Source organism: Pseudomonas sp. GL_090 (genome assembly GCF_057837765.1).
Genome location: NZ_CM174452.1, coordinates 4,512,357 through 4,537,765, shown reverse-complemented (window position 1 = coordinate 4,537,765; position 25,409 = coordinate 4,512,357). Strand labels below are relative to the sequence as shown.

The window sequence follows — 25,409 nt, the reverse complement described above, 5'->3', positions numbered from 1 at the left end:
GTAGGGTTTGAGCGTAGCCAAACCCGGCAGTTCCGCCTAGCGCCTTATTCGACCTCCAACAGAATCTGCCGGTTTTTCACCTGATCCCCGACTTTGACCTGCAAGCGTTTGAGAACACCGTCGATGCCCGATTTCAATGGGTGCTCCATTTTCATCGCCTCCAGTACGACCAGCAGTTGGCCCTTGGTCACCTTGCTGCCTTCGTTGACCAGGACGTCGACAATCGCCCCGTCCATCGGCGCCTTGAGGGTACCGGAGCTGACACTGGCCTGACCGGTAACCTGCGTCTGAGTGCGATCCACGAACTGCAGGCTGCCTGGCCGGGTAAACAGCCAGAGACGCCCGGCCTCCAGACGATAGGCGTGGCGTTGGCGAACGCCTTCGATTTCCAGGGTGGCCCAGCGTCCGTCGCTGTGGATGATCTTCAGTTCGAAGCTGCGCTCGGCGACCTGAATGCGCAACGGCTGGCCCGGGATCGCCTGCAACGCTACCGGCCAGTCCTGATCCTCAAGGCCGATGCGATAGTGCAGCGGCACGCTGGCATTGTTGCGCCAACCGCCAAGCGGTGCCGGGTGAGCCTGTGCCGCCGCCTGATAAAACAGGGCGGCGACGATGGCCAAGTGGTGCGCAGCTGGGGTTTTGCGATGCAGGCAGGGGTGGTCGGCGAAGTGCTGCGCGATGAACCCGGTACTGAAATCTCCGCTGGCGAACTGCGGGTGTTCCAGCAGGCTGGCAAGCAGGCGTTGATTGCTTTGCAGCCCCAGCAGCACGCTGTCTTGTACGGCCCGCAGCAATTTGCGCCGGGCTTCTTCGCGGGTGGCACCGTGGGCGATGAGTTTGCCGAGCATCGGGTCGTAGAAGGGACTGATGAGCTGGCCTTCGATCAGGCCGTGATCAATTCGCACGCCGTCCTGCAATGCCGGTTCCCAGGCCACGATGCGCCCGGTTTGCGGCAGGAAACCCTGGGCCGGGTCTTCGGCGTACAGGCGTACTTCCATGGCGTGGCCTGTGAGTTGCACCTGTTCCTGGCGCAAGGGCAATGGTTGCCCCTCGGCGATGTTCAGTTGCCAGGCCACCAGGTCCAGCCCGGTGATCAGTTCGGTCACCGGGTGTTCCACTTGCAGTCGGGTGTTCATCTCCAGGAAATAGAACTGCCCGCGCGCATCCAGCAAAAACTCCACGGTGCCCGCGCCGACGTAGTTCACCGCGCGCCCGGCCTTGAGCGCCACTTCGCCCATGGCCTGGCGCAACTCAGCGGTCATCACCGGGCAGGGCGCTTCCTCGATGACTTTCTGATGCCGGCGCTGCACCGAGCAATCGCGTTCGCCGAGGTAAATCAGGTTGCCATGCCGGTCACCGAACAGCTGGATCTCGACGTGACGGGGTTCGACCAGTGCCTGTTCTAGAATCAGTTCGCCGTTGCCAAAACCGTTCAAGGCTTCGGAGCGCGCGGTGCGAATCTGTTCCAGCAAGTCGCGGGCGTCATGCACCAGGCGCATGCCGCGTCCACCGCCGCCAGCGCTGGCCTTGATCATCAACGGATAGCCGATGCGCTCGGCTTCGCGGCTCAGGGTGGCGTCGTCCTGTTCGGTGCCCTGATAGCCGTTGATGCACGGTACACCGGCGTCGATCATGGCGATTTTCGACAGGCGCTTGCTGCCCATCAGTTCGATGGCCTCGGGGCTGGGGCCGATGAAGGTGAAACCGGCGTCCCGGCAGGCAAGGGCAAACCCGGCGTTTTCCGAGAGGAAACCGTAGCCCGGATGGATCGCATCCGCGCCCGTGCGCCGCGCTGCGTCGAGAATGGCCGGGATATTCAGGTAAGACTGTTGCACCGGGGCCGGGCCGATATTGACCGCCTCGTCGGCCATCCGCACGTGCAGCGCATCGGCGTCGGCGTCGCTGAACACGGCGACGGTGCGATAGCCCAGTGCCTGGGCCGTGCGCTGGATGCGGCAGGCGATTTCACCGCGGTTGGCGATGAGGATTTTTTTGAGTCCGGGCATAGGGGTGTCTCTCAAATTGTGCGGTGAAAGTGCTGGCCTCTTCGCGAGCAGGCTCGCTCCCACAGGGGAATGCATTGCAAATGTGGGAGCGAGCTTGCTCGCGATGCTTTTCAGGAGGCCCACCCCGGTTTGCGTTTTTGCACGAAGGCCATCGTTCCCTCGACACCTTCGGCTCCGGTCACCGCTTCGCTGAACCATTCGGCAGCCTGATCAAGCAGCGCATCCGAGGGCTGTCCCGCACTGGCCAGCAAGAGTTTTTTGGTCGCCGCATTCGCCCCTGGCGCACAACACAGCACATGGGCCAACACCTCATCGAGACGTTCGGCCAGGGCCTGCGGATCATGCTCGACAAAATGCACCAGCCCCATGCGCCGCGCCTGGGTACCGTCGAAACGCGCCGCCGTCAGGGCCAGGCGCCGGGCCTGGGTCAAGCCGATGCGCTGCACCACGAACGGCGCGATCTGCGCTGGCAACAGGCCGAGGCTGGTTTCCGGCAGGCCGAATTGCGCCTGGTGATCGGCCAGGGCGATATCGCTGACGCAGGCCAGGCCGAGACCGCCGCCGAGTACCGCGCCTTGCAGCACCGTGATCACCACTTGAGGTGCGTGTTGCACCTCTTGCAATAGGGCGCCGAATACCCGGTTCAGGTCCTTGTGCGCGGTCGAACCTTGAGCGCGGGCATTGGCCATGTCCTTGATGTCGCCGCCGGCACAGAAGTGCCCGCCGACGCCGCCGATCACCAGGGCGCGAACTCCGGGTTTATCGCCTACCGCGGCCAGCACCGAGCGCAACTCGGCGACCATCTGCAAGCTCATCGCATTGCGGCATTCCGGGCGGTTGAGGGTGATGTGCAACACGCCGTTGTGCAGTTCCAGCAGCAAGGTCTGGCAAACCGGCAGGTTGTTCATTTCTTCTTCCCCGGCAGAATGCCCATGAGTTTGCAGATGATCCCCAGCATGATTTCGTCGGCGCCGCCGCCGATCGACACCAGCCGTACATCGCGGTAAGCCCGGGCCACCGGGTTGTCCCACATGAAGCCCATGCCACCCCAGTATTGCAGGCAACTGTCACTGACTTCGCGGCCCAGTCGCCCGGCCTTGAGCTTGGCCATGGAGGCCAGGCGCGTGACGTCCTGGCCTTTGATGTACTGCTCGGTGGCCTGATAGACCAGCGCCCGCAGGCATTCGATTTCGGTTTGCAGTTCAGCCAGGCGAAAGTGGATCACCTGATTGTCGATCAGCGCGTTGCCGAAGGTTTTGCGCTCCTTGCAGTATTCGATGGTGCTGTCGACGCAGTACTCCAGACCCTTGATCATGTTGGCCGCGCCGAACAGGCGTTCCTCCTGGAACTGCAGCATCTGCATCATGAACCCCGCGCCTTCATGACCGATGCGGTTGCGCTGCGGTACGCGCACGTTGTCGAAAAACACCTGGGCGGTTTCCGAACTGCGCATGCCGAGCTTGTCCAGATGCGAACTCAAGCTGATGCCCGGCGTGTTCATCGGCACCATGATCAGCGACTTGTTGATGTGCGGCTTGTCGTCTGAGGTGTTGGCCAGCAGGCAGATGAAGTCGGCGCTCGGCGAGTTGGTGATCCACATCTTGCTGCCGTTGATCACGTAGTCGTCGCCGTCCTTGCGCGCCGTGGTTTTCAGCCCGGCGACGTCGGAGCCGGCGCCGACTTCGGAGACACCGATGCAGCCGACCTGCTCGCCGCTGATGGCCGGGCGCAGGAATTCCTCGCGCAGTTCATCGGAGCCGAACCGTGCGAGTGCAGGTGTGCACATGTCGGTCTGCACGCCGATGGACATCGGAATGCCGCCGCAATGGATGGTGCCGAACTCTTCGGCGGCGACGATCGAATAGCTGTAGTCGAGCCCCATGCCGCCGAATTTTTCCGGTTTGGAAATGCCCAGCAAACCGAGATCGCCGGCCTTGCGGAAGATCTCGTGGATGGGGAAGCGCCCGGCCTTTTCCCATTCCTCGACGTGGGGGTTGATCTCATGCTCGACGAACTGGCGAACGGTGCGGCGCAGTGCTTCGTGTTCCTGGGTGAAGATCATTTTTATTGTTCTCCTGTTAGTCGGCTTAGAGCCGCGCCACACCAAAGCTGTTGGTTTGCAGAGGCCGCCTTTCGGCCTCGTGACAGATATCCAGCAAGTAACCCAGCAACGTCCGGGTATCGCGCGGGTCGATCAAACCGTCGTCCCACAGATTGGCGCTGCCGTAGAGCGCCGTGGACTGGCTGTCGAGTTTCTGCGCGGTGACTTGTTCGAGCATGTCGAGCATTTTCGGATCGGGCACCAGGCCATCCTTGGCCTGTTTGGCCTCGGTGACGATGCGCAGCACTTTGCCCGCTTGCGCGCCGCCCATCACGGCGGTGCGGCTGTTGGGCCAGGCGAAGATGAAGCGTGGGTCCAGGCCGCGCCCGCACATTGCATAGTTGCCGGCACCATAGGAGCCACCGACGACGATGGTCAGTTTCGGCACCCGGGCGTTGGCCACCGCCTGAATCATCTTCGCGCCGTGCTTGATCACGCCTTGCTGTTCCGATTCGGTGCCGACCATGAATCCGGTGGTGTTGTGGAAAAACAGCAGCGGCGTCTGGCTCTGGTCGCACAGCTGGATGAACTGCGCGGCCTTGCTCGCGCCCTTTGGCGTGATCGGGCCGTTGTTGCCGATGAAACCACAGGCGCGGCCCTGAACTTTCAGATGACCGCACACCGTCTGCTGATCGAACTCGCCCTTGAATTCAAGAAAGTTCGAAGCGTCGGCGAGGCGGGCGATGATTTCGCGCACGTCGTAGGGCTTTTTCGGATCATCCGGGATCAGCCCCAGCAGTTCATCGATGGGGTAGAGCGGTTCCTTCCAGCGACGTTCGGGTAGTGGGGGCAACTGCTCGTTCCATGGCAACAGGCTGACGATCTCGCGTACCTGACGCACGCCGTCGGCGTCGTTTTCAGCCAGGTATTCGGCGGTGCCGGCGGTTTGTGCGTGCATCTCGGCGCCGCCCAGCTCTTCATCGGTGGCGACTTCGCCGGTGGCGGCCTTGAGCAGTGGGGGACCTGCGAGAAACAGCTTGGCCTTGCCGCGTACCACCACCACGTAATCCGACAGTCCCGGCTGATACGCGCCGCCCGCCGTGGCCGAACCGTGCACCACGGTGACCTGCGGCAAACCCATGGCCGACATCCGCGCCTGATTGGCAAAGCTGCGTGCGCCTTCGACGAAAATCTCCGCCGCGTAATTGAGGTTGGCGCCGCCGCTTTCGGCGAGGGTGATCACCGGCAGTTTGTTTTCCATGGCGATCTGTTGCAGGCGCAGGGATTTCTTCAATCCGCTGGGAGAGATGGTTCCGCCCCTGATCGCGCTGTTGTTCGCCACCACCAGCACGCGCACGCCGGACACGTAGCCGATGCCGGCGATCAAGCCGCCACCGGCGCAGCTGCCGTCCTTGTCGTCGTGCAGCTTGTAGCCGGCCAGGCTCGCCAGTTCGAGAAACGGCGCACCGGGGTCCAGCAGCAGATTGAGGCGTTCCCGGGGCAGTAACTGGCCGCGTTTTTCGAACTTCGACCTGGCTTCGTCAGCCTTGTTCAGCAGGTTCTGTTCGAGCACGCGAACTTGCTCGATGGCGCTCAGCATCACCGCACGGTTCTGGGCGAACGACTCGCTGTGGGGATCGAGTAACGATTGAATCACCGGCATGGGTTATTCCTTGTCCTTCAATACGTCGGGTATGTAGGCGCGGTGGAAACCGTTGTACGACTCGCTGTTGGTCGCCTTGTGGATCGGCCAGGCGCGGCCGCCGAGGCTGGCGGCGCCGTCGATGCGCAAGGTGCTGCCGCTGACGAACGCCGCTGCCGGGCTGAGGAGGAAAACTATCGCCGCGCTGACTTCCGATTCGGTGCCGATACGCTTGAGCGGCACATGTTCGCGCAGGGTCGGGATCACGGCCTTGAAGGCGCCTTCGTAGGTGTCCATGCCGCTGGAGGCAATCCACCCCGGCGCCACGGCGTTGACCCGCACCCCGGCATGACCCCATTCGTACGCGGCGGTCTTGGTGAGGTTGTCCATGCCCGAACGTGCTGCGCCGGAGTGCCCCATGCCCGGCATGCCGCCCCACATGTCGGCGAGCATATTGACGATGGCCCCGCCGTGCTTGCTCATGGACTGGTTGAACACTTCCCGGGCCATCAGGAAACCGCCCACCAGATTGGTGCGCATCACGGTTTCGAAACCCTTCTGATTGATCGAGGCCAGGGGCGACGGGTACTGCCCGCCCGCGTTATTGACCAGGCCATGAATGGGGCCATGCTTGCGGATCAATTCGCTGACCAGATGCTGCACCAATTCTTCCTCGCGGATATCGCAAACCGCCCAGTCGGCCTTGCCGCCGTCGTCGGTGATCTCCGCCGCAACGGTTTTCAGCTTGTCGGCCTTGCGCCCGACCAGCAGCACATGGGCGCCGAGGGCCGCCAGTTCGTGGGCGGTGCAGCGGCCGATGCCACTGCCGCCACCGGTGACGATGATGTTTTGGCCGGCAAACAAATCGGCTTTGAAAATCGAATCGTAGGCCATGGCGGCAATCCTCTAGTTGAACTGGTCGGCGATGCGCTGCGGCACCGGGATCTGGATTTCCAGCAGTTGCTGGGCGAAGGCCTTGCCTTGCGGATCGATGCGCAGGCTGGCGACACCGCCGCCGCCGAGGGCGTTTTCCAGCAGGAAATTCAGGCTGTGGCTGGCGGGCAAGTACCAGCGCTCGACTCGCCCGTGGACTGGATCGAGGACGTGGCCCATCCAGTCGACGATCACTTCCGGGGTCAAGGCTTCTGCGATCCACGGCAGGAACTCGGGTTCGCGGGCCATGACGCCGATGTTGCTGTGGTTGCCCTTGTCGCCCGAGCGGGCGACCGCCAGTTTGACCAGGGCCACGCTGGCGTCGGCCAGGCCAACCGGTTTCGGTGGTGCGATCGGGGTTGGCAGGGCCAGCGGGTCGAGCACATCCAGGGCGGGCAGGGCACACGAGCGGCGCTGGCCGATGAAATCAATGTCCAGCGTGCAGGCGGTTTTGTCGATCAGGAACGAGAACAGCCGGATCAGCGGATACACGGTCGGCCGGCCACCGACAATGCCGGTCAACCCCGGCGCCATGCCGGTGGCGGCCTGGGCGATTTCCCGGGAGAACACGATCAACGCCTGCTTGTCCGGATGGCGCACCGCGAGTTTGATCACCACTTCGCGGCTGTCCTGACGCTGGCCGTGGGGGCCGTAGGTGGCCTCGCTGCCCAGCAACTCGATATTCACGTCGCTGTACGGCGCCCAGCCGCACTGGCGGAACATTTCCGAGGTCTTGTTGATGATCGCATCAGCAACCCGCCGCGCCTTGTCGACGGCATCGATGCCGGCGATCAGGCAACTGGCGGTGCAGCGGAAACCATCGGGGTACGTGGCGCTGACCTTGTATTGCGCGGTCGGCGGCAAGCCTTTGGCACCGTGTACCTGCACCGCATTCCTGCCTTGTTGCAGCAGTTTGACCTGAGTGAAATCGCACACCACGTCGGGCAGCAGATACGCCCGCGGGTCGCCGATTTCATACAGCATCTGTTCGCCCACTGTCAGCGGCGTGACCAGCCCGCCGGTCCCTTCGGGTTTGCTGACGATGAACTGGCTGTCGGCGCTGACTTCGACGATGGGAAAACCGATGTGTTCGTAGTCGGGCACGTCGCGCCAGTCGGTAAAGTTGCCGCCCGTGCACTGGGCGCCGCATTCGATGATGTGCCCGGCCAATGCCGCCTGGGCGAGCTTGTCGTAGTCGTGCCACGACCAGCCGAACTCGTGCACCAGCGCGGCGCTGACCACCGCACTGTCGACCACGCGCCCGGTGATCACGATGTCCGCCCCCAGGCGCAGGGCTTCGACAATGCCGGGTGCGCCGAGGTAGGCGTTGGTCGAGACACACATCGATGGCAGGGGCGCGCCACTGAACATTTCATGAATGCGCAGGTTGCGCAGCTGTTTGAATTGCGGTTGCAGGTCGTCACCCAGCAACACGGCGATCTTCAGCGCCACCCCGGCCTTGTCGCAGGCCGCTTGCAGGGCGGCGGCGCAGGCTTGGGGATTGACCCCGCCGGCATTACTGATGACCCGAATGTTTTGCTGCGCAAGCTGCGGCAGCAAGGGCGCGAGCACTTCGATGAAGTCGCCCGCATAGCCGGCCTGGGGATCTTTCATCCGCGCGCCGGCCATGATCGACAGGGTGATTTCGGCCAGGTAATCGAAGACCAGATAGTCCAGATGCCCGTGTTCCACCAGCTGCGCGGCAGCGGTCGAGGTATCGCCCCAGAAGGCGCTGGCGCAACCGATGCGAATTGTTTTAGGCGCAGTCCATTCCATAACTACCTCCAACCGAAGTGCATCGACATTACCAAGCAAGCGCTTGGTTTGTAAATGACTTGATTATCTTCTGCCCAAGCGCTTGCTTGGTTGCACCCATACGCTTAAATTGCCCGCGCAACCCCGCTGTTTTCGGGGGGATCGGCGTTATTGATTGAACGACTGTAGGAGAGAACGGGTGGACGAGCAAAAAGCCCTGAGGGTGATGCGCCAATTGGTCGACGACGGCCAACTGACCGACCCGGACAGCGCCCGTGGCAAGCTGCTGCAAGTGGCGGCCCACCTGTTCCGCAATAAAGGCTATGAACGCACGACCGTGCGCGACCTGGCCGGCGCCGTGGGCATTCAGTCCGGAAGCATTTTTCATCACTTCAAGAGCAAGGACGAAATCCTGCGGGCGGTGATGGAGGAGACCATTCTCTACAACACCGCGTTGATGCGAGCGGCCATCGCCGAGGCCGGCAGTGTGCGCGAGCAAGTGCTGGCGCTGATCCGTTGTGAATTGCAGTCGATCATGGGCGGCAGCGGCGAGGCCATGGCCGTGCTGGTCTACGAATGGCGCTCGCTGTCCGAAGAGGGCCAGGCCAAGGTGCTGGCGCTGCGGGACATCTACGAAGACATCTGGCTGCAAGTGCTGGGCGAAGCCAAGAACGCCGGGTTTATCCGCGGCGATGTGTTCATCACCCGCCGCTTCCTGACCGGTGCATTGTCCTGGACCACCACCTGGTTTCGCGCCGGCGGCAGCATGAGCCTCGATCAGTTGGCCGATGAGGCGTTGATTCTGGTGCTGGAAGACCGGCAATAAGCTTGTATTGGCCTACATTAAACTGGCTAACTGGGCGAAACCGCCTAGCTTGAATGCATTGGTACCGTTTTATTGGGGAGTGGGGGCGTTTTCATGGGTTCACCAATTTGGTCAGCCTCGCGGCTTTTGCTGTCGATGTTTGCGGCGTCAGCGATGATGCCGTCCCAGGCTGCGCAACTGGTGCGCATTGGTGCCGCGCACTTTCCGCCTTACACCGTGCGCCCGGAATCCGGGGCCGATACCGGGTTGCTGCCGCAACTGGTCGAGGCCCTGAATGCCTCGCAAACTGACTACCAGTTTATCCTGGTGCCCACTTCCATTCCCCGGCGCTTCGGTGATTTCAAGCAGGGCCGGGTCGACATGGCCATCTTCGAAAATCCCGCCTGGGGTTGGGAAGATATCCCCCATACTGCCGTCGACATGGGCTTGGAGGACGCCGAGATTTTTGTCGCGCAACGCCTGCCCGATCGACAGCAAAGCTATTTTGCCGACCTGAAAGGCAAGCGCCTGGCACTGTTCAGTGGCTATCACTACGAGTTCGCCAACTTCAATGCCGACCCCCTGTACCTCGCGAAAAACTACAACGCCACGCTGACCTATTCCCATGACAGCAATCTGCTGATGGTATTGCGCGACCGGGCCGACATCGCCCTGGTCACGCGTTCGTACCTGAGCGACTACTTCCTGCGCAATGAAAAAGTCGCTGGCGAGTTGCTGGCGTCCCAGCGCGTCGACCAGGTCTATCACCACTACGCCATTCTGCGTCCGACCGCGCCCATCACTGGCGAAGCCTTCGGCAAGCTGTTGCAAGGCTTGCGGGACAATGGCCAGATGTTGAAGATTTTCGAACCGTACAAGATTGCGCTGGTGCCGGTCCAGCGCAACGCACCGGCGCCACAAGCCGCCAAATGATGGTCTTTGCCTAAATTTCCCGCCGTGGCTCACGTCACCTCGTTGAACTGTCGACGATTATCGTGAGCCCGACCCATGTCCGATCTGAATGAACTGACTGCCTTGTGTCTGCCGACAGGCAGTCGTCTTGCCGCTGATGAAACCGATTGCCGCCTGAGCCTCAGCCTGGAAGGGCAACCGTTGCCCGCCCTGCGGCTCAGTCGTGGCCCCGAGTTGCACGTGCAACTGGAGGAGCGTTTCAGGCGCCCCGAAGGGCAGGCATTGTGGGCGGCCTGTTATTGGCTGTTCGCTCGCGACCCCGACTGCCAGTGTCTTACCTGGCAACTGCAAGAGGTGCCGGACGAAGCCGTGTCCGGCGGTCTGCTGATTCCAACTCCCGTCAGTGGCCAGTATCGCTGCGAGCGCACCGTGTTCTGGCAGTTGCCGCAGCCGTGGCTGGGGCATTCCCTGACTGGCAGCTACCCGCAGCAAATGCTCATCACCGACGGCAAGCGTCATCCACGGCGGCCGGTCAAGCCTCGTGGTGAAGTGTATCGACGCTTCGATGCGCGGCTGGGTGCCCGGGTTTCCCTGCGCACGCTGGACATCGAGCAAGACCTGGCACGCTTCAACCGCTGGCAGAACAGCCCGCGAGTCGCCAGTTTCTGGCAGGAGGAGGGCAGCCTCGAACAGCATCGCCAATACCTGAGCAAACTCGAGGCCGACCCGCACACGCTGACGCTGATCGGTTGTTTCGACGATCAGCCCTTCGCTTATTTCGAAGCCTACTGGGCCAGGGAAGATCGCATCTCACCCTTCTACGAGGCCAGCAATTACGACCGTGGCATTCACATGCTGGTGGGGGAAGAAAATCACCGCGGTCCGCACAAGGTGGCGAGCTGGTTATCGGCGCTGGTGCATTACCTGTTTCTCGATGATCCGCGCACCCAGCGCGTGGTTGCCGAGCCCCGTGCCGATAACGCGAAGATGATCGGTTATATGCAGGAACAGCGCTTTCACTGCGAGAAAGAGTTCGACTTCCCGCACAAGCGCGCGGCCTTGATGGTGTTGGGGCGGGAGCGGTTTTTTGACCGCTGTACACTGGCTTGAGGCGTAAGGCTCACGATTTTTGGCGGTCTTGAGTGCCCCATCGCGAGCAGGCTCGCTCCCACATTTACCCTGTGCTCGCAGGACCCTGTGTGCGAGCCTGCTCGCGATGGAGGCGCTGAAAAATCGGATCTTATTGGCGAGCAGCCATATCGCCCCGGTTGCCCGACACCTTGCGGCAGTGCACCAGCGCATCACGGATCATGAAGTTCACCAGGGTCGGCGAGACGCCGAGTTCCTTGGCGATGTCCTTTTGCGGTACGCCGTGCAGGCGATACATCTCGAAGGCGTAGCGGGTGCGGCTCGGCAACTCGGTCAACGCATCGGCAATGTGCTCCAGCGTCGAAAAATTGATGTGCGAGGTTTCCGGCGACGCACCCTGAATCACCACATTCAGCCCTTCCTCTTCAGGACCGGAATACTTCTGCTCCAGCGCCTGCTTGCGGTAGTGGTCGATCGCCAGGTTGCGCACGATCTGGAACAGGTAGCTGAGCTGAGCCTTGATCGAACTGGTGATGGGCGGGGCCGATTGCAGCCGGAAGAATGCGTCCTGCACAACATCTTCGGCACGTGAGCGGCAACCGGTAATTCGGGCTGCGATCTTCACCAGAATCAGTCGATTGTCGACGAATGCCTGAAGTAGCGGTGTATCGCACCTGCTTGTGGATACTGGTTCCATCATGGAAATCACCCTGCTGCCAAAAGGTTAGTGGGACGGCGAAAAACCGGGGGGCGTCCTACACATCGAGCGACAAATTAGGCTTAATGATAATGATTGTCAAATGAGAAAAAGAATTAATGCGCTGCAGCGATGCAGAGTGAGAACTGCGACACGCTGACTCACTTCACACCTCTTTGTGTTCCAGCCTGGCGACTAATTATCTCCAGACGTCATCCGTTCTCATTGGTGAATGCAACAGCGCAATCCTCATACCCCCTGTAGGAGCGAGCTTGCTCGCGATGGGCTCACCGGCGCCGCGTTTATCCAATGGCAACGCGTCATCGTTAACGTCCATCGCGAGCAAGCTCGCTCCTACAGCCGAAATCAGGCAGGAAACCTCATGACCGACGCGTTCGAACTCCCCAGCACAATGGTCCAAGCCCTTCAGCGCCGCGCGGCCCTGACGCCGGATCGGGTGGCCCTGCGCTTTCTCGCCGAGACCCCGGACCAGGCTGTGGTGCTCAGCTATCGCGAACTTGACCTGCGGGCGCGGACGATTGCCGGAGCGTTGCAGGCGCAGGCGGATGTCGGCGACCGCGCGGTGTTGCTGTTCCCCAGCGGCCCGGATTACGTCGCGGCATTCTTCGGTTGCCTGTACGCGGGCGTGATCGCGGTGCCGGCCTATCCGCCGGAGTCGGCACGGCGTCATCACCAGGAACGCCTGCTGTCGATCATCGGCGATGCCCAGCCGCGCTTGCTGCTGACCGGTGCCGGGTTACGCGATGGATTGCAGCAGATCGAAGGGGCGCCGCCGCTGCTGTGTGTCGATACCCTCGACGGTGCGCTGGCCGAACGCTGGGTCGCGGTGGACTTGCAGGACGATCACATCGCCTTCCTGCAATACACCTCCGGTTCCACCGCGCTGCCCAAAGGTGTGCAAGTCAGCCACGGCAATCTGGTGGCCAACGAGTTGCTGATTCGCCACGGTTTCGGCATTGACCTGAACCCCGACGACGTCATCGTCAGCTGGCTGCCGCTGTACCACGACATGGGCCTGATCGGCGGCCTGTTGCAGCCGATTTTCAGCGGCGTGCCTTGCGTGTTGATGTCCCCGGCGTACTTCCTCGGCCGGCCGTTGCGCTGGCTGGAGGCGATCAGTGAATACGGCGGCACCATCAGCGGCGGGCCGGATTTCGCCTATCGCTTGTGCAGTGAGCGAGTCAGCGAGTCGGCCCTGGAGCGGCTCGACCTGAGTGGCTGGCGCGTGGCGTATTCCGGTTCCGAGCCGATTCGCCTCGACACCCTGGAGCGCTTCGCCGGGAAGTTCGCGACCTGCGGCTTCACCGCGGACAGTTTCATGGCCTCCTACGGTCTGGCCGAAGCCACCTTGTTCGTGGCCGGCACAGCGCGCGGCCAAGGCATCGGCAACCTGCGGGTAGACGGTCAGGCCCTGGCGCAGAACCGTGTCGAAGCGGGCGAGGGCAGCCCGATCATGAGTTGCGGTATCAGCCAACCGGCGCACGCGGTACTGATCATCGACCCGGTCTTGCTCAGCGAACAGGCCGACAACGTTGTCGGCGAAGTCTGGGCCAGCGGGCCGAGCATCGCCTCAGGCTACTGGCGCAACCCCGAGGCGTCGACCAAGACCTTTGTCCGGCACGCCGGGCAGACCTGGCTGCGCACCGGGGACCTGGGTTTCCTGCGCAACGGCGAGCTGTTCATCACCGGGCGCCTGAAGGACATGCTGATCGTGCGCGGGCACAACTTGTACCCGCAGGACATCGAGCAGACCGTCGAGCGCGAAGTGGAAGTGGTGCGCAAAGGCCGGGTTGCCGCCTTCGCCGTCACGGTTGACGGTCAGGAAGGCATCGGCATCGCTGCCGAAATCAGCCGTAGCGTGCAGAAAATCCTGCCGCCCGAATCCTTGATAAAAGCCATTCGCCAAGCTGTTGCCGAGGCGTATCAGCAAGCACCGAGCGTGGTGGTGTTGCTCAATCCGGGCGCGCTGCCCAAGACCTCCAGCGGTAAATTGCAGCGCTCGGCGTGTCGCAATCGTCTGGCTGACGGCAGTCTCGACAGCTACGCGATGTTCCCGTCGGCCGCCACCGAAAGTGCAGGCCAGATCGAGTCGGGCTCCGAGCTGCAAAGCTTGATCGGCCAGATCTGGTGTGAGCAGTTGCAGGTGGGGCAGGTGGGTGCCGACGATCATTTCTTCCTGCTCGGCGGCAACTCCATCGCGGCGACGCAAGTGGTGGCGCGCCTGCGTGAAGAGCTCGGTCTGGAGTTGAACCTGCGCCTGCTGTTTGAAGCCCCGACCCTCGGTGCATTCGCCGATGTCGTGGCCTGCCAGCAACAGGACGGTGGCCTGGCCCAGGGCGCGATCACGGCGTTGTCGCGCCAGCAACCGATGCCGCAATCCCTGGCACAAAACCGTCTGTGGATCACCTGGCAACTCGACCCGCACAGCAGCGCCTACAACATTCCCGGCGGCTTGCGCCTGCGCGGCGAACTGGATGAGGAGGCATTGCGCGCCAGTTTCCAGCAGTTGATCGAGCGTCACGAATCCCTGCGCACGCGATTCTTCGAGCGTGACGGCGTGGCGCTGCAACAGGTCGTTGCGGCTGCCGGGTTCAACCTGCAATTGATCGACATCAGCGACCTGCCGGCCGCCGAGCGTGAGGTCCGGGCGCGGCAGATCCGCGAGGACGAAGCGCGGACCCAATTCGATCTGGAGAAAGGCCCGCTGCTGTGGGTGACGCTGGTTCGCCTCGACGACGAAGACCATCAGTTGCTGGTGACGATGCACCACATCATCGCTGACGGCTGGTCGCTGAATGTGCTGATCGACGAGTTCTCTCGGTTGTACGCAGCGGCGACCCAAGGCCAGCAAGCGCTGCTGGCGCCATTGCCGACGCAGTACGCAGACTACGGCAGCTGGCAACGGCAATGGCTGGCGCAAGGGGAAGGCGAGCGGCAACTGGCCTATTGGAAGGATTACTTGAGTGATGAGCATCCGCCCCTGAGCCTGACCACCGATCATCCACGTTCTGCCCAACAACTGCACAGCGCCGCTCGCCACACCGTGCGTCTGGGCACAGCCCTGAGCGATGCGATTCGGCAGACCGCGCGGGCCCATGAATCGACTTCATTCATGCTGTTGCTGACTGTGTTCCAGACCTTGTTGCATCGCTATAGCGGCCAACGAGATATCCGCATCGGCGTGCCCAATGCCAACCGTCCGCGCCTGGAAACCCAGGGCCTGATCGGTTTCTTCATCAATACCCAGGTGCTGCGTGCCGAGGTGGACTCGCGCCTGCCATTCGTTGAGCTGCTGGCGCAGACCCGGCAAGCCGCATTGGGTGCGCAAGCCCATCAGGACCTGCCATTCGAGCAACTGCTGGAAGCCTTCCCGCAGGCTCGCGAGCAGGGCCTGTTCCAGGTCATGTTCAACCATCAGCAAAGGGACCTCAGCGCCTTGAAGCGCTTGCCGGGGCTGTTGGCTGAAGAGCTGCCGTGGCATAGCCGCGAAGCCAAGTTCGATTTGCAGTTGCACAGCGAAGAAGACCGCAACGGTCGCCTGACCGTGTCCTTCGACTACGCCAGCGAATTGTTCGAGGCCGCGACCATCGAGCGCCTGGCCGAGCATTTCAGTAACCTGCTGCGCGCTGTCTGCGAGCAACCGGACACCACCATTAGTGACCTGCCACTGTTGACGGCCGCCGAACACCTTCAGCAATCAGACTGGGCCACCGTACCCTGCGCAGCGGCCAGCCAATGGCTACCGGAATGGCTCAACGAGCAGGCACGCCAGACCCCGCAGCGCACCGCGATGATGTGGGACGGCGGCCAGATGGACTTCGCCGAGCTGCACACCCGGGCCAACCGTCTGGCGCATTATCTGCGCGACAAAGGCGTCGGCCCGGACGTCTGCGTGGCCATCGCCTGCGAGCGTTCGCCGCAACTGCTGATCGGCCTGCTGGCGATCATCAAGGCCGGTGGCGCCTACGTACCGCTGGATCCGGATTACCCCGCCGAGCGCCTGGCCTACATGCTCAGCGACAGCGGTGTTGAATTGCTGCTGACGCAAACCCGATTGCTTGAGCGCCTGCCAGCGACTGACGGCGTCAGCGTGATCGCCATGGATGCCCTGCATCTGGAGAACTGGCCGAGCCATGCGCCAGGGCTGCATCTGCACGGCGACAACCTCGCCTATGTGATTTACACCTCCGGTTCCACCGGCCAGCCCAAAGGCGTCGGCAACACCCACGCCGCGCTGGCCGAGCGCCTGCAATGGATGCAGAACACTTACCGCCTGAACGAAACCGATGTGCTGATGCAAAAGGCGCCGATCAGTTTCGACGTGTCGGTGTGGGAGTGCTTCTGGCCGCTGATCACTGGCGCGCGTTTGCTGATCGCCGGCCCCGGTGAACACCGCGATCCGCACCGCATCGCGCAGCTGGTGCAAGCCTACGGCGTGACCACGTTGCACTTCGTGCCGCCGCTGCTTTCGTTGTTCATCGACGAACCGCTCAGCGCTGAATGCACCAGCCTGCGCCGGCTGTTCTCCGGGGGCGAAGCCTTGCCGGCGGAGCTGCGCAACCGGGTGCTGATGCAACTGCCGACAGTGCAATTACACAACCGCTACGGCCCGACCGAAACCGCGATCAACGTCACCCACTGGCATTGCTCCAGCGCCGACGGCGAACGCTCGCCGATTGGCCGGCCACTGGGCAACGTGATCTGCCGCGTGCTCGACAGCGATTTGAATCCCGTGCCGGCCGGCGTGCCGGGTGAGCTGTGCATCAGCGGCGTTGGTTTAGCTCGTGGTTACCTCGGTCGCCCCGCGTTGACCGCCGAACGCTTCGTGGTCGATCCGTCGGGCGAGCCGGGCGCACGCCTGTATCGCACCGGCGACCGGGCACGCTGGACGGCCAACGGCGTGATCGAATACCTCGGTCGTCTCGATCAGCAGGTCAAGTTGCGCGGGTTCCGCGTTGAACCGGAGGAAATCCAGGCGCGGCTGTTGGCCCAGGACGGCGTTGCGCAAGCCGTGGTGCTGGTACGCGACACCGTGGCCGGGGCGCAGTTGATCGGTTATTACACCGCAGCGAGCAATGCCGGGGACGAAGCCGAGCAAACCGCCCGCCTGAAAAACGCATTGGCCGCCGAACTGCCGGAATACATGGTGCCGGCGCAACTGATGCGCCTGGAACAAATGCCCCTCGGCCCGAGCGGCAAACTCAACCGTCGCGCCTTGCCGGAACCGCAGTGGCAGGTGCGCGAACACGTCGAGCCAGAGACTGAACTGGAGCAAACCATCGCCGGTATCTGGCGCGAAGTGCTGGGTTTGGCGCAAGTCGGTTTGCGCGATGATTTCTTTGCCCTCGGCGGCCACTCGCTGCTGGCCACGCAAATCATCTCCCGCACCCGCCAGGCCTGCGACGTCGAGTTGCCGCTGCGGGCGCTGTTCGAACACAGCGAGCTTGGTGCGTTTGCCGAACAGGTTCGCCTGATCCAGGCCAGCGGCAGCACCAATAAACAGCCGCCCATTGAAAAAGTCGACCGCAGCCAGCCGGTGCCGTTGTCCTATTCCCAGCAGCGCATGTGGTTCCTCTGGCAGATGGAGCCCGACAGCCCGGCCTACAACGTCGGCGGCATGGCGCGGCTGCGCGGCGTGCTCGACGTGGCGCGTTTCGAAGCCGCGCTGCAAACCCTGATCCTGCGTCACGAAACCCTGCGCACCACGTTCCCGAGCATCGACGGTGTCGCCCGCCAGCAAGTACACGCGCAAACTGGCGTGCGCATGGCGTGGAAGGATTTCACCGCGCTGGATGCCGAAGTCCGAGAATGGCAGGTCCAGCAACTGGCCGACGACGAAGCGCACCAGCCGTTCGATCTGGAAACCGGACCTTTGCTGCGCGCCTGCCTGGTCAAGACCGCCGAACAGGAACACTACTTCGTTCTGACCCTGCACCACATCGTCACCGAAGGTTGGGCGATGGACATTTTTGCCCGGGAACTCAGCGCGCTGTACGAAGCGTTCGTCGATGATCGTGAGTCACCGCTGGCGCCGTTGCCGGTGCAGTACCTGGATTACAGCGTGTGGCAGCGTCAGTGGCTGGAGTCCGGCGAGCGTCAGCGCCAGCTCGATTACTGGACCGCGCAACTGGGCCGCGAACACCCATTGCTGGAGTTGCCGGCCGACCGTCCGCGCCCGCCGGTGCAAAGCCATCAGGGTGAGTTGTATCGTTTTGACCTGAGCGATGAGCTCGCGGCAAAGGTCCGCGCCTTCAACGCGCAAAACGGCCTGACCCTGTTCATGACCATGACTGCCACCCTGGCGACGCTGCTGTACCGCTACAGCGGCCAGACCGATCTGCGCATCGGCGCGCCGGTGGCCAACCGCATTCGTCCGGAAAGCGAAGGGCTGATTGGCGCGTTCCTCAACACCCAAGTGCTGCGCTGCCGGCTCGACGGGCAGATGTCCGTGGGCGAGTTGTTCGAGCAGGTGCGCCATACGGTGATTGAAGGCCAGTCCCATCAGGACCTGCCGTTCGATCATCTGGTGGAAGCCCTGCAACCACCGCGTAGCGCCGCCTACAACCCGTTGTTCCAGGTGATGTGCAACGTGCAGCGCTGGGAGTTCCAGCAAAGCCGCAGCCTGGCCGGCATGACGGTCGAGTACCTGGCCAACGATGCCCGCGCGACCAAGTTCGATCTCAACCTGGAAGTCACCGACCTCGACCATCGCCTGGGTTGCTGCCTGACCTACAGCACCGATCTGTTCGACGAGCCGCGCATCGCGCGCATGGCCGGGCATTGGCGCAACCTGCTGGAGGCGCTGATTGCCGATCCGCAGCAGCGCTTGAGCGAGCTGCCGCTGCTGGCGTGTGGCGAACAACAACATCTGCTCGACAGCCTCGGCGTCGCGCCGGGCGAACACCGGCTGGATCAGTGCATCCATCACCTGTTCGCCGAGCAAGCCTTGACGCGCAAAGACGCTCCGGCCCTGACCTTCGCCGGGCAGACTTTGAGCTACGCCGAACTCGACAGCCGCGCCAACCGCCTGGCCTGGATGCTGCGCGAGCGTGGCGTCGGGCCGAAGGTGCGCGTGGGCCTGGCACTGCAGCGCTCGCAGGAGATGGTCGTCGGCCTGCTGGCGATTCTCAAGGCCGGCGGCGCCTATGTGCCGCTGGATCCGGAGTACCCGCTGGACCGCTTGCATTACATGATCGAAGACAGCGGCATTGGATTGCTGCTCAGTGATGCAGCGATGTTCAAAGCCCTGGGTGCAGTGCCGCCGACGGTGGGTCGCTGGTGCCTGGAAGAAGACGCGGAAAAACTGATCGATTACCCGGCCACCGAGCTGCCGCTGATCAGCCTGCCGCAGCATCAGGCCTACCTGATCTACACCTCGGGCTCGACCGGCAAGCCGAAAGGCGTGGTGGTGTCCCACGGCGAAATCGCCATGCACTGCCGCGCGGTGATCGAGCGTTTTGGCATGCGCCCGGACGATTGCGAACTGCACTTCTATTCGATCAACTTCGACGCCGCCACCGAGCGATTGCTGGTGCCGTTGCTCAGCGGTGCGCAGGTGGTGCTGCGGGCTCAAGGGCAGTGGGACGCGGAAGAAATCTGTGGCCTGATCCGTCGTCATCACATCAACGTCCTCGGTTTCACGCCAAGCTACGGCGGCCAGTTGGCGCAATGGCTGGCAACGCAAAATGAAACCCTGCCGGTGCGCATGATCATCACCGGCGGCGAAGCGCTGACCGGTGATCACCTGGCGCGCATTCGCGCAGCCTTCCAGCCGAGCCGGTTCTTCAACGCCTACGGCCCGACCGAAACCGTGGTCATGCCGCTGGCCGGTCTTGCCCCTGAAGTACTGGAAGAGGGCGCCGGCAGCGTACCGATCGGCAGCGTGATCGGCGACCGCGTGGCCTACATTCTCGACGCCGACCTGGCGTTGGTGCCGCAAGGCGCGACGGGCGAGTTGTACGTCGGTGGTGCGGGCCTGGCTCAGGGGTATCACCAGCGTCCGGGCATGACCGCGGAGCGCTTTGTCGCCGATCCGTTTGCCGCCAGCGGCGGGCGTATCTACCGTACCGGCGACCTGGTGCGCCAGCGCGCCGACGGCCTGGTGGAATACCTCGGACGCATCGACCATCAAGTGAAGATCCGCGGCTTCCGCATCGAGCTCGGTGAAATCGAAACCCGTCTGCTGGAGCACGAATCGATCCGTGAAGCGGTGGTGCTGGCGCTCGATGCCCCGAGCGGCAAGCAACTGGTCGGCTATCTGGTGACTGACGTCGCCGGACAGAATGAAACGCAGCAATCGGCCTTGCGCGAAGCCCTCAAGGCGCATCTGAAATCGCAACTGCCAGACTACATGGTGCCCACGCACCTGATCCTGCTGGCCGGCATGCCGCTGACCACCAACGGCAAGCTCGATCGTCGCGCACTGCCTGCACCGGACCCGGAGCTGAACCGTCAACACTACGTGGCGCCGAGCAACGAGCTTGAAATCACGCTGGCGCAGATCTGGTGCGAAGTGCTGAACGTCGGGCAGGTTGGCCTCAACGACAATTTCTTCGAACTGGGTGGCGACTCGATTCTGTCGATTCAGGTGGTCAGCCGGGCGCGGCAGCAGGGCATTCACTTCAGCCCCCGTGACCTGTTCCAGCACCAGACTGTGCAGACCCTCGCCGCCGTGGCCACTCGCAGCGAGCAGGTCAGCGCCGAGCAAGGCTTGATTATGGGCGAGTCGCGACTGACGCCGATCCAGCACTGGTTCTTCGACACCGACATCCCGCACCGCCAGCACTGGAACCAGGCGTTGTTGCTGCAACCGACTGTCGCCCTGGAACCTCATCGCCTGGAGCAAGCGCTGCTGGCTGTGATCGAACAGCACGATGCCTTGCGCCTGCGGTTCAACAAGGTCGCCGGCCAATGGCAGGCCACACACCAGGGGATTTCCGACACGCCGGTGTTGTGGCAGGTGCGCGTTTCGTCCATGGACAAATGCACGGCCTTGTTCGCCGATGCCCAGCGCAGCCTCGACCTGGAACAAGGGCCGTTGCTGCGCGTGTTGCTGGTCGATGGTCCCGAGGGCCAGCAACGGCTGTTCATCGCGATTCACCATTTGGTGGTCGATGGCGTTTCATGGCGCGTGCTGCTGGACGATCTGCAAACCGTGTATCGCCAACTGGACGCGCGGCAGTCGGTGAAACTGCCGGCGAAAACCAGCGCCTTCAAGGACTGGGCTGCACGTTTGCAGGCCTACGCCGGCAGTGAATCCCTGCGTGAGGAACTGGATGGGTGGCAGGCGCAACTGGCCGGACCCACTGCTGATTTGCCCTGCGATCACCCCGAAGGCGGGCGGCAGAACCGGCATGCACAAACCGTCAGCGTGCGCCTCGACAGCGAGCGTACCCGGCAGTTGCTGCAACAGGCACCGAGTGCCTATCGCACCCAGGTCAACGACTTGCTGCTGACCGCATTGGCCCGCGTGCTGTGCCGCTGGAGCGGTCAGCCATCGGCGCTGATTCAACTGGAAGGCCACGGTCGCGAAGCGCTGTTCGACGAGATCGACCTGACCCGCACCGTCGGCTGGTTCACCAGCGCCTATCCCCTGCGCCTGACCCCGTCGAACGTTGAAGAAGCCGCCGGGCAGGGTGCGTCGATCAAGGCGATCAAGGAGCAACTGCGTGCCGTGCCGCACAAAGGCCTGGGTTATGGCGTACTGCGCTACCTCGCCGATGACCAGAGTCGCCAGCGCATGGCCGGGTTGCCGGTGGCGCCGATCACCTTCAACTACCTCGGCCAGTTTGACCAGAGTTTCGGGGCGGACGCGCTGTTCCATCCACTGGATGAAGCCATCGGCGCGGCCCACGATGCCAATGCCCCGCTGCCCAACGAGTTGAGCGTCGACGGTCAGGTATATGGCGGTGAACTGGTGCTGCGCTGGACGTTCAGCGCCGAACGCTTCGATCCGCAAACCATCGACGAGTTGGCGGACGCTTACCTCGGCGAACTGCAAAGTCTTATCGAACATTGCCTGCGCGATGACGCGGGTGGCCTGACGCCGTCGGACTTCCCCCTGGCGAATCTCAGCCAGACACAACTGGATTCGCTGCCGGTCCCGGCCGGCGCCATCGAAGACGTCTACCCGCTAACCCCGATGCAGGAAGGCATGCTCTTGCACACCTTGCTGGAGCCGGGTACCGGCCTGTACTACATGCAGGACCGCTACCGCATCAACAGCGAACTCGACCCGCAGCGTTTCGCCCAGGCCTGGCAAGCGGTGATCGCCCGCCACGAAGCGTTGCGCGCGTCGTTCTGCTGGAACGTCGGCGAAGACATGCTGCAAGTGATCCACAAACCGGGTAGCACGCCGATCGAATACCTCGACTGGCGCGATCTCGCCGAAGCCGACCAAGAACCGAAGCTGCAACTCTTGCTCAAGACCGAACGCGAGGCGGGGTTCGATCTGCTCAATCAGGCACCCTTCCACTTGCGTTTGATCCGTGTGGGCGCGGCACGCTACTGGTTCATGATGAGCAACCACCACATCCTCATCGACGCCTGGTGCCGTTCGCTGCTGATGAACGATTTCTTCGAAATCTACAGCGCCCTCGGCGAAGGCCGGGAAGCGCAACTCGCGGTGCCGCCACGTTATCGCGACTACATCGGCTGGTTGCAGCATCAGAGCCTGGCCGAAGCGCGGCAGTGGTGGAAAACCAACCTGCAGGGTTTCGAACGGACCACACCGATCCCGAGCGACCGGCCATTGCTGCGCGAACATGCCGGCGACAGCGGCGGCATGATCGTCGGCGACCGCTACACAAGACTCGATGCCCGTGACGGCGCGCAACTGCGCGAACTGGCCCAGGCCCATCAGCTGACCATCAATACCTTCGTCCAGGCGGCGTGGGCGCTGGTGCTGCGGCGCTTGAGCGGTGATCGCGATGTGCTGTTCGGCGTCACCGTGGCCGGGCGTCCGGTGGACATGCCGCAGATGCAGCGTACCGTCGGCCTGTTCATCAACAGCATCGCACTGCGGGTGAAAATGCCCGAGGACGGCCAGCGTTGCAGCGTGCGCCAGTGGCTCCGCGGTCTGCTCGACCACAACATGCAGCTGCGTGAATACGAATACCTGCCGCTGGTGAACATCCAGGAGCAAAGCGAACTGCCCAAGGGCCAGCCGCTGTTCGACAGCCTGTTCGTGTTCGAAAACGCCCCTGTGGAGGTCTCGGTGCTGGACCGTGCGCAGAGCCTCAACGCGACCTCGGATTCGGGCCGGACCCACACCAATTTCCCGCTCACGGCGGTGTGCTATCCGGGGGATGACCTGGGCTTGCACCTGTCCTACGACCAGCGCTACTTCGATGAGGCCACGGTCGAGCGCATGCTCGGTGAGTTCAAGCGTTTGCTGCTGGCGTTGGTGGAGGGTTTCCATGGCGACATGGCCGATCTGCCGCTGCTGGGGGCCGAGGAGCGAGACTTCCTCATCCATGGCTGCAACCAGAGCGAACAGGATTACCCGCTGGAGCAGAGCTACGTTGCACTGTTTGAATCCCGGGTCGCCCGGCACCCGCAGCGGATTGCCGCCAGTTGTCTGGACCGGCAGTACAGTTATCTGGAGTTGAACCAGCGCAGTAACCGTCTCGGTCATGCGTTGATCGCCGCCGGTGTCGGGCGCGATCAACCGGTCGCCCTGCTGGCCGAACGCAGCCTCGATTTGCTGGGCATGATCATCGGCAGCTTCAAGGCGGGGGCGGGTTACTTGCCGCTGGACCCGGGTTTGCCGAGTCAGCGTCTGAGCCGGATCATCGATCTGAGCCGCACGTCATTGCTGGTGTGCACGCAAGCCAGTCGTGAGCAGGCGCAGGCCTTGCTTGAGGAGTTCGGCAGCACCAGCCGGCCACGGCTGCTGGTCTGGGAAGAAGTCCAGGCCCTTGCGCTGTCGGCGGACAATCCTGGTGTCTACAGTGCTCCGGACAACCTCGCCTATGTGATCTACACCTCCGGCTCCACCGGTTTGCCCAAAGGCGTGATGGTCGAACAGCGTGGCATGCTCAACAACCAGTTGAGCAAGGTGCCGTACCTGAACCTGAGCGACGCCGACGTGATCGCCCAAACCGCTTCGCAAAGCTTCGATATTTCGGTCTGGCAGTTCCTCGCCGCGCCGTTGTTCGGCGCAAGGGTGGACATCGTGCCGAACACCATCGCCCACGATCCGCAAGGCTTGCTGGCCCATGTGCAGAGCCAGGGCATCAGCGTGCTGGAAAGCGTGCCGTCGCTGATCCAGGGCATGCTCGCCCAGGAACGCATGAGCCTCGACGGCTTGCGCTGGATGCTGCCGACGGGTGAGGCGATGCCACCGGAACTGGCGCATCAATGGTTGCTGCGCTATCCGCAGATCGGGCTGGTGAACGCCTACGGTCCAGCGGAGTGCTCGGATGATGTGGCGTTCTTCCGTGTTGATATGGCGTCGACTCGCGGCAGCTACCTGCCGATCGGTACGCCGACCGACAACAACAAGTTGTACCTGCTCGACGGAGCGCTGGAACCGGTGCCGCTCGGCGCGGTGGGGGAGTTGTGCGTGGCGGGGACCGGGGTCGGTCGCGGCTATGTCAGCGATCCGCTGCGCACGGCACCGGTGTTTGTGCCGAACCCGTTCGGTGCACCGGGTGAGCGCCTGTATCGCACCGGCGACCTGGCCCGTCGTCGCAGTGACGGCGTACTGGAGTACGTCGGTCGCATCGACCATCAGGTGAAGATCCGCGGTTATCGCATCGAATTGGGCGAAATCGAGGCTCGCCTGCATGAACAACCGCAAGTCCGCGATGCGGCGGTCGGTGTACAGGAGGGGGCGAACGGCAAGCACCTGGTCGGCTATCTGGTGGCGGTCGATTCAGTGCTCAATCCGGCTGAACGCCTGGAGCGCATCAAGCAACGCCTGCGTGCCGAACTGCCGGAATACATGGTGCCGCTGCACTGGCTGTGGCTGGACAAGCTGCCGCTCAACGCCAATGGCAAATTGGACCGCAAGGCCCTGCCGGCGCTGGAGATCGGCCAACTGCAACGTCAGGATTACCAGGCGCCACGCAATGAGCTGGAGCAGACCCTGGCAGACATCTGGGCCGAAGTATTGAAGGTCGAGCAGGTGGGCGTTCGCGACAACTTCTTCGAGTTGGGCGGGCATTCGCTGCTGGCCACGCAAATCGCCTCGCGGGTGCAGAAAGCCCTGCAACGGGATGTGCCGTTGCGGGCGATGTTCGAGTGCAGCACGGTGGAAGAGTTGGCCCGGTACATCGACGGGTTGGCGGTGAGCGAACTCACCGAGGAGAAGGTGGATCGCTTGAATGACCTGATGGCGGAGCTGGAGGGGCTTTGATCCTTTAGCGTCAGTGCCGGCCCCATCGCGAGCAAGTTAGGTGGTGTACTCATGGTCGGTGAACACCTCGAACCCTGTGGGAGCGGGCTTGCCCGCGATGGCGATTGTACAAACGCATACATTCTGGCGATTGACGGCTGTCCGTCAG

At 62.9% G+C, this 25,409-nt stretch carries 11 protein-coding genes; 4 read left to right on the top strand and 7 right to left on the bottom strand.

All coding sequences use genetic code 11. The features are described from left to right. Nucleotides 1–44: 44 nt before the first annotated feature. The 6 genes from AC3ITA_RS20265 to AC3ITA_RS20240 form a co-directional block, all read right to left on the bottom strand. Nucleotides 45–2,006, bottom strand: coding sequence for an acetyl/propionyl/methylcrotonyl-CoA carboxylase subunit alpha (locus tag AC3ITA_RS20265; RefSeq protein ID WP_489278303.1), 1,962 nt, complete (start codon nucleotides 2,004–2,006; stop codon nucleotides 45–47). A gap of 110 nt (nucleotides 2,007–2,116) precedes the next feature. Next, a complete protein-coding gene (locus AC3ITA_RS20260; protein ID WP_095946255.1) occupies nucleotides 2,117–2,914 on the bottom strand; it encodes an enoyl-CoA hydratase/isomerase family protein in 798 nt (265 codons plus the stop codon). Beyond that, on the bottom strand, nucleotides 2,911–4,068 hold the full coding sequence (atuD, locus tag AC3ITA_RS20255) for a citronellyl-CoA dehydrogenase (protein WP_008049124.1): 1,158 nt from the start codon (nucleotides 4,066–4,068) through the stop codon (nucleotides 2,911–2,913). Before atuD ends, AC3ITA_RS20260 begins: the two co-directional genes overlap by 4 nt. A gap of 25 nt (nucleotides 4,069–4,093) precedes the next feature. Next, complete coding sequence (gene atuC / locus AC3ITA_RS20250; RefSeq protein ID WP_489278302.1) at nucleotides 4,094–5,710, bottom strand: geranyl-CoA carboxylase subunit beta; 1,617 nt, start codon at nucleotides 5,708–5,710, stop codon at nucleotides 4,094–4,096. 3 nt (nucleotides 5,711–5,713) lie between these two features. Further along, entirely contained in the window at nucleotides 5,714–6,583 is an 870-nt protein-coding gene (locus AC3ITA_RS20245) for an SDR family oxidoreductase (protein ID WP_150673607.1), read from the bottom strand. A 12-nt stretch (nucleotides 6,584–6,595) separates the two neighbouring features. Continuing rightward, a complete protein-coding gene (locus tag AC3ITA_RS20240) occupies nucleotides 6,596–8,398 on the bottom strand; it encodes an acyclic terpene utilization AtuA family protein (RefSeq protein ID WP_489278301.1) in 1,803 nt (600 codons plus the stop codon). 178 nt (nucleotides 8,399–8,576) lie between these two features. Between AC3ITA_RS20240 and AC3ITA_RS20235 the strand changes: the two genes are divergently transcribed. From AC3ITA_RS20235 to AC3ITA_RS20225, 3 genes are all read left to right on the top strand, one after another. Next, nucleotides 8,577–9,203 (top strand): TetR/AcrR family transcriptional regulator, encoded by a 627-nt coding sequence (locus AC3ITA_RS20235; RefSeq protein ID WP_095946259.1) that lies wholly within the window; start codon nucleotides 8,577–8,579, stop codon nucleotides 9,201–9,203. Nucleotides 9,204–9,296: 93 nt separating this feature from the next. Continuing rightward, nucleotides 9,297–10,115, top strand: coding sequence for a substrate-binding periplasmic protein (locus AC3ITA_RS20230; protein WP_150673609.1), 819 nt, complete (start codon nucleotides 9,297–9,299; stop codon nucleotides 10,113–10,115). Nucleotides 10,116–10,190: 75 nt separating this feature from the next. Further along, on the top strand, nucleotides 10,191–11,204 hold the full coding sequence (locus AC3ITA_RS20225; protein WP_150673610.1) for a GNAT family N-acetyltransferase: 1,014 nt from the start codon (nucleotides 10,191–10,193) through the stop codon (nucleotides 11,202–11,204). Between the two features lie 130 nt (nucleotides 11,205–11,334). On the opposite strand, the gene AC3ITA_RS20220 is transcribed toward AC3ITA_RS20225, so the two are convergent. After that, nucleotides 11,335–11,883 (bottom strand): RNA polymerase factor sigma-70, encoded by a 549-nt coding sequence (locus AC3ITA_RS20220; protein WP_095946262.1) that lies wholly within the window; start codon nucleotides 11,881–11,883, stop codon nucleotides 11,335–11,337. A gap of 379 nt (nucleotides 11,884–12,262) precedes the next feature. Here AC3ITA_RS20220 and AC3ITA_RS20215 point away from each other — a divergent pair, with 379 nt between their 5' ends. Further along, the gene (locus AC3ITA_RS20215; RefSeq protein ID WP_489278300.1) at nucleotides 12,263–25,261 is read left to right on the top strand and encodes a non-ribosomal peptide synthetase; all 12,999 of its coding nucleotides are present in this window, start codon (nucleotides 12,263–12,265) and stop codon (nucleotides 25,259–25,261) included. The last annotated feature ends 148 nt before the right edge of the window (nucleotides 25,262–25,409 follow it).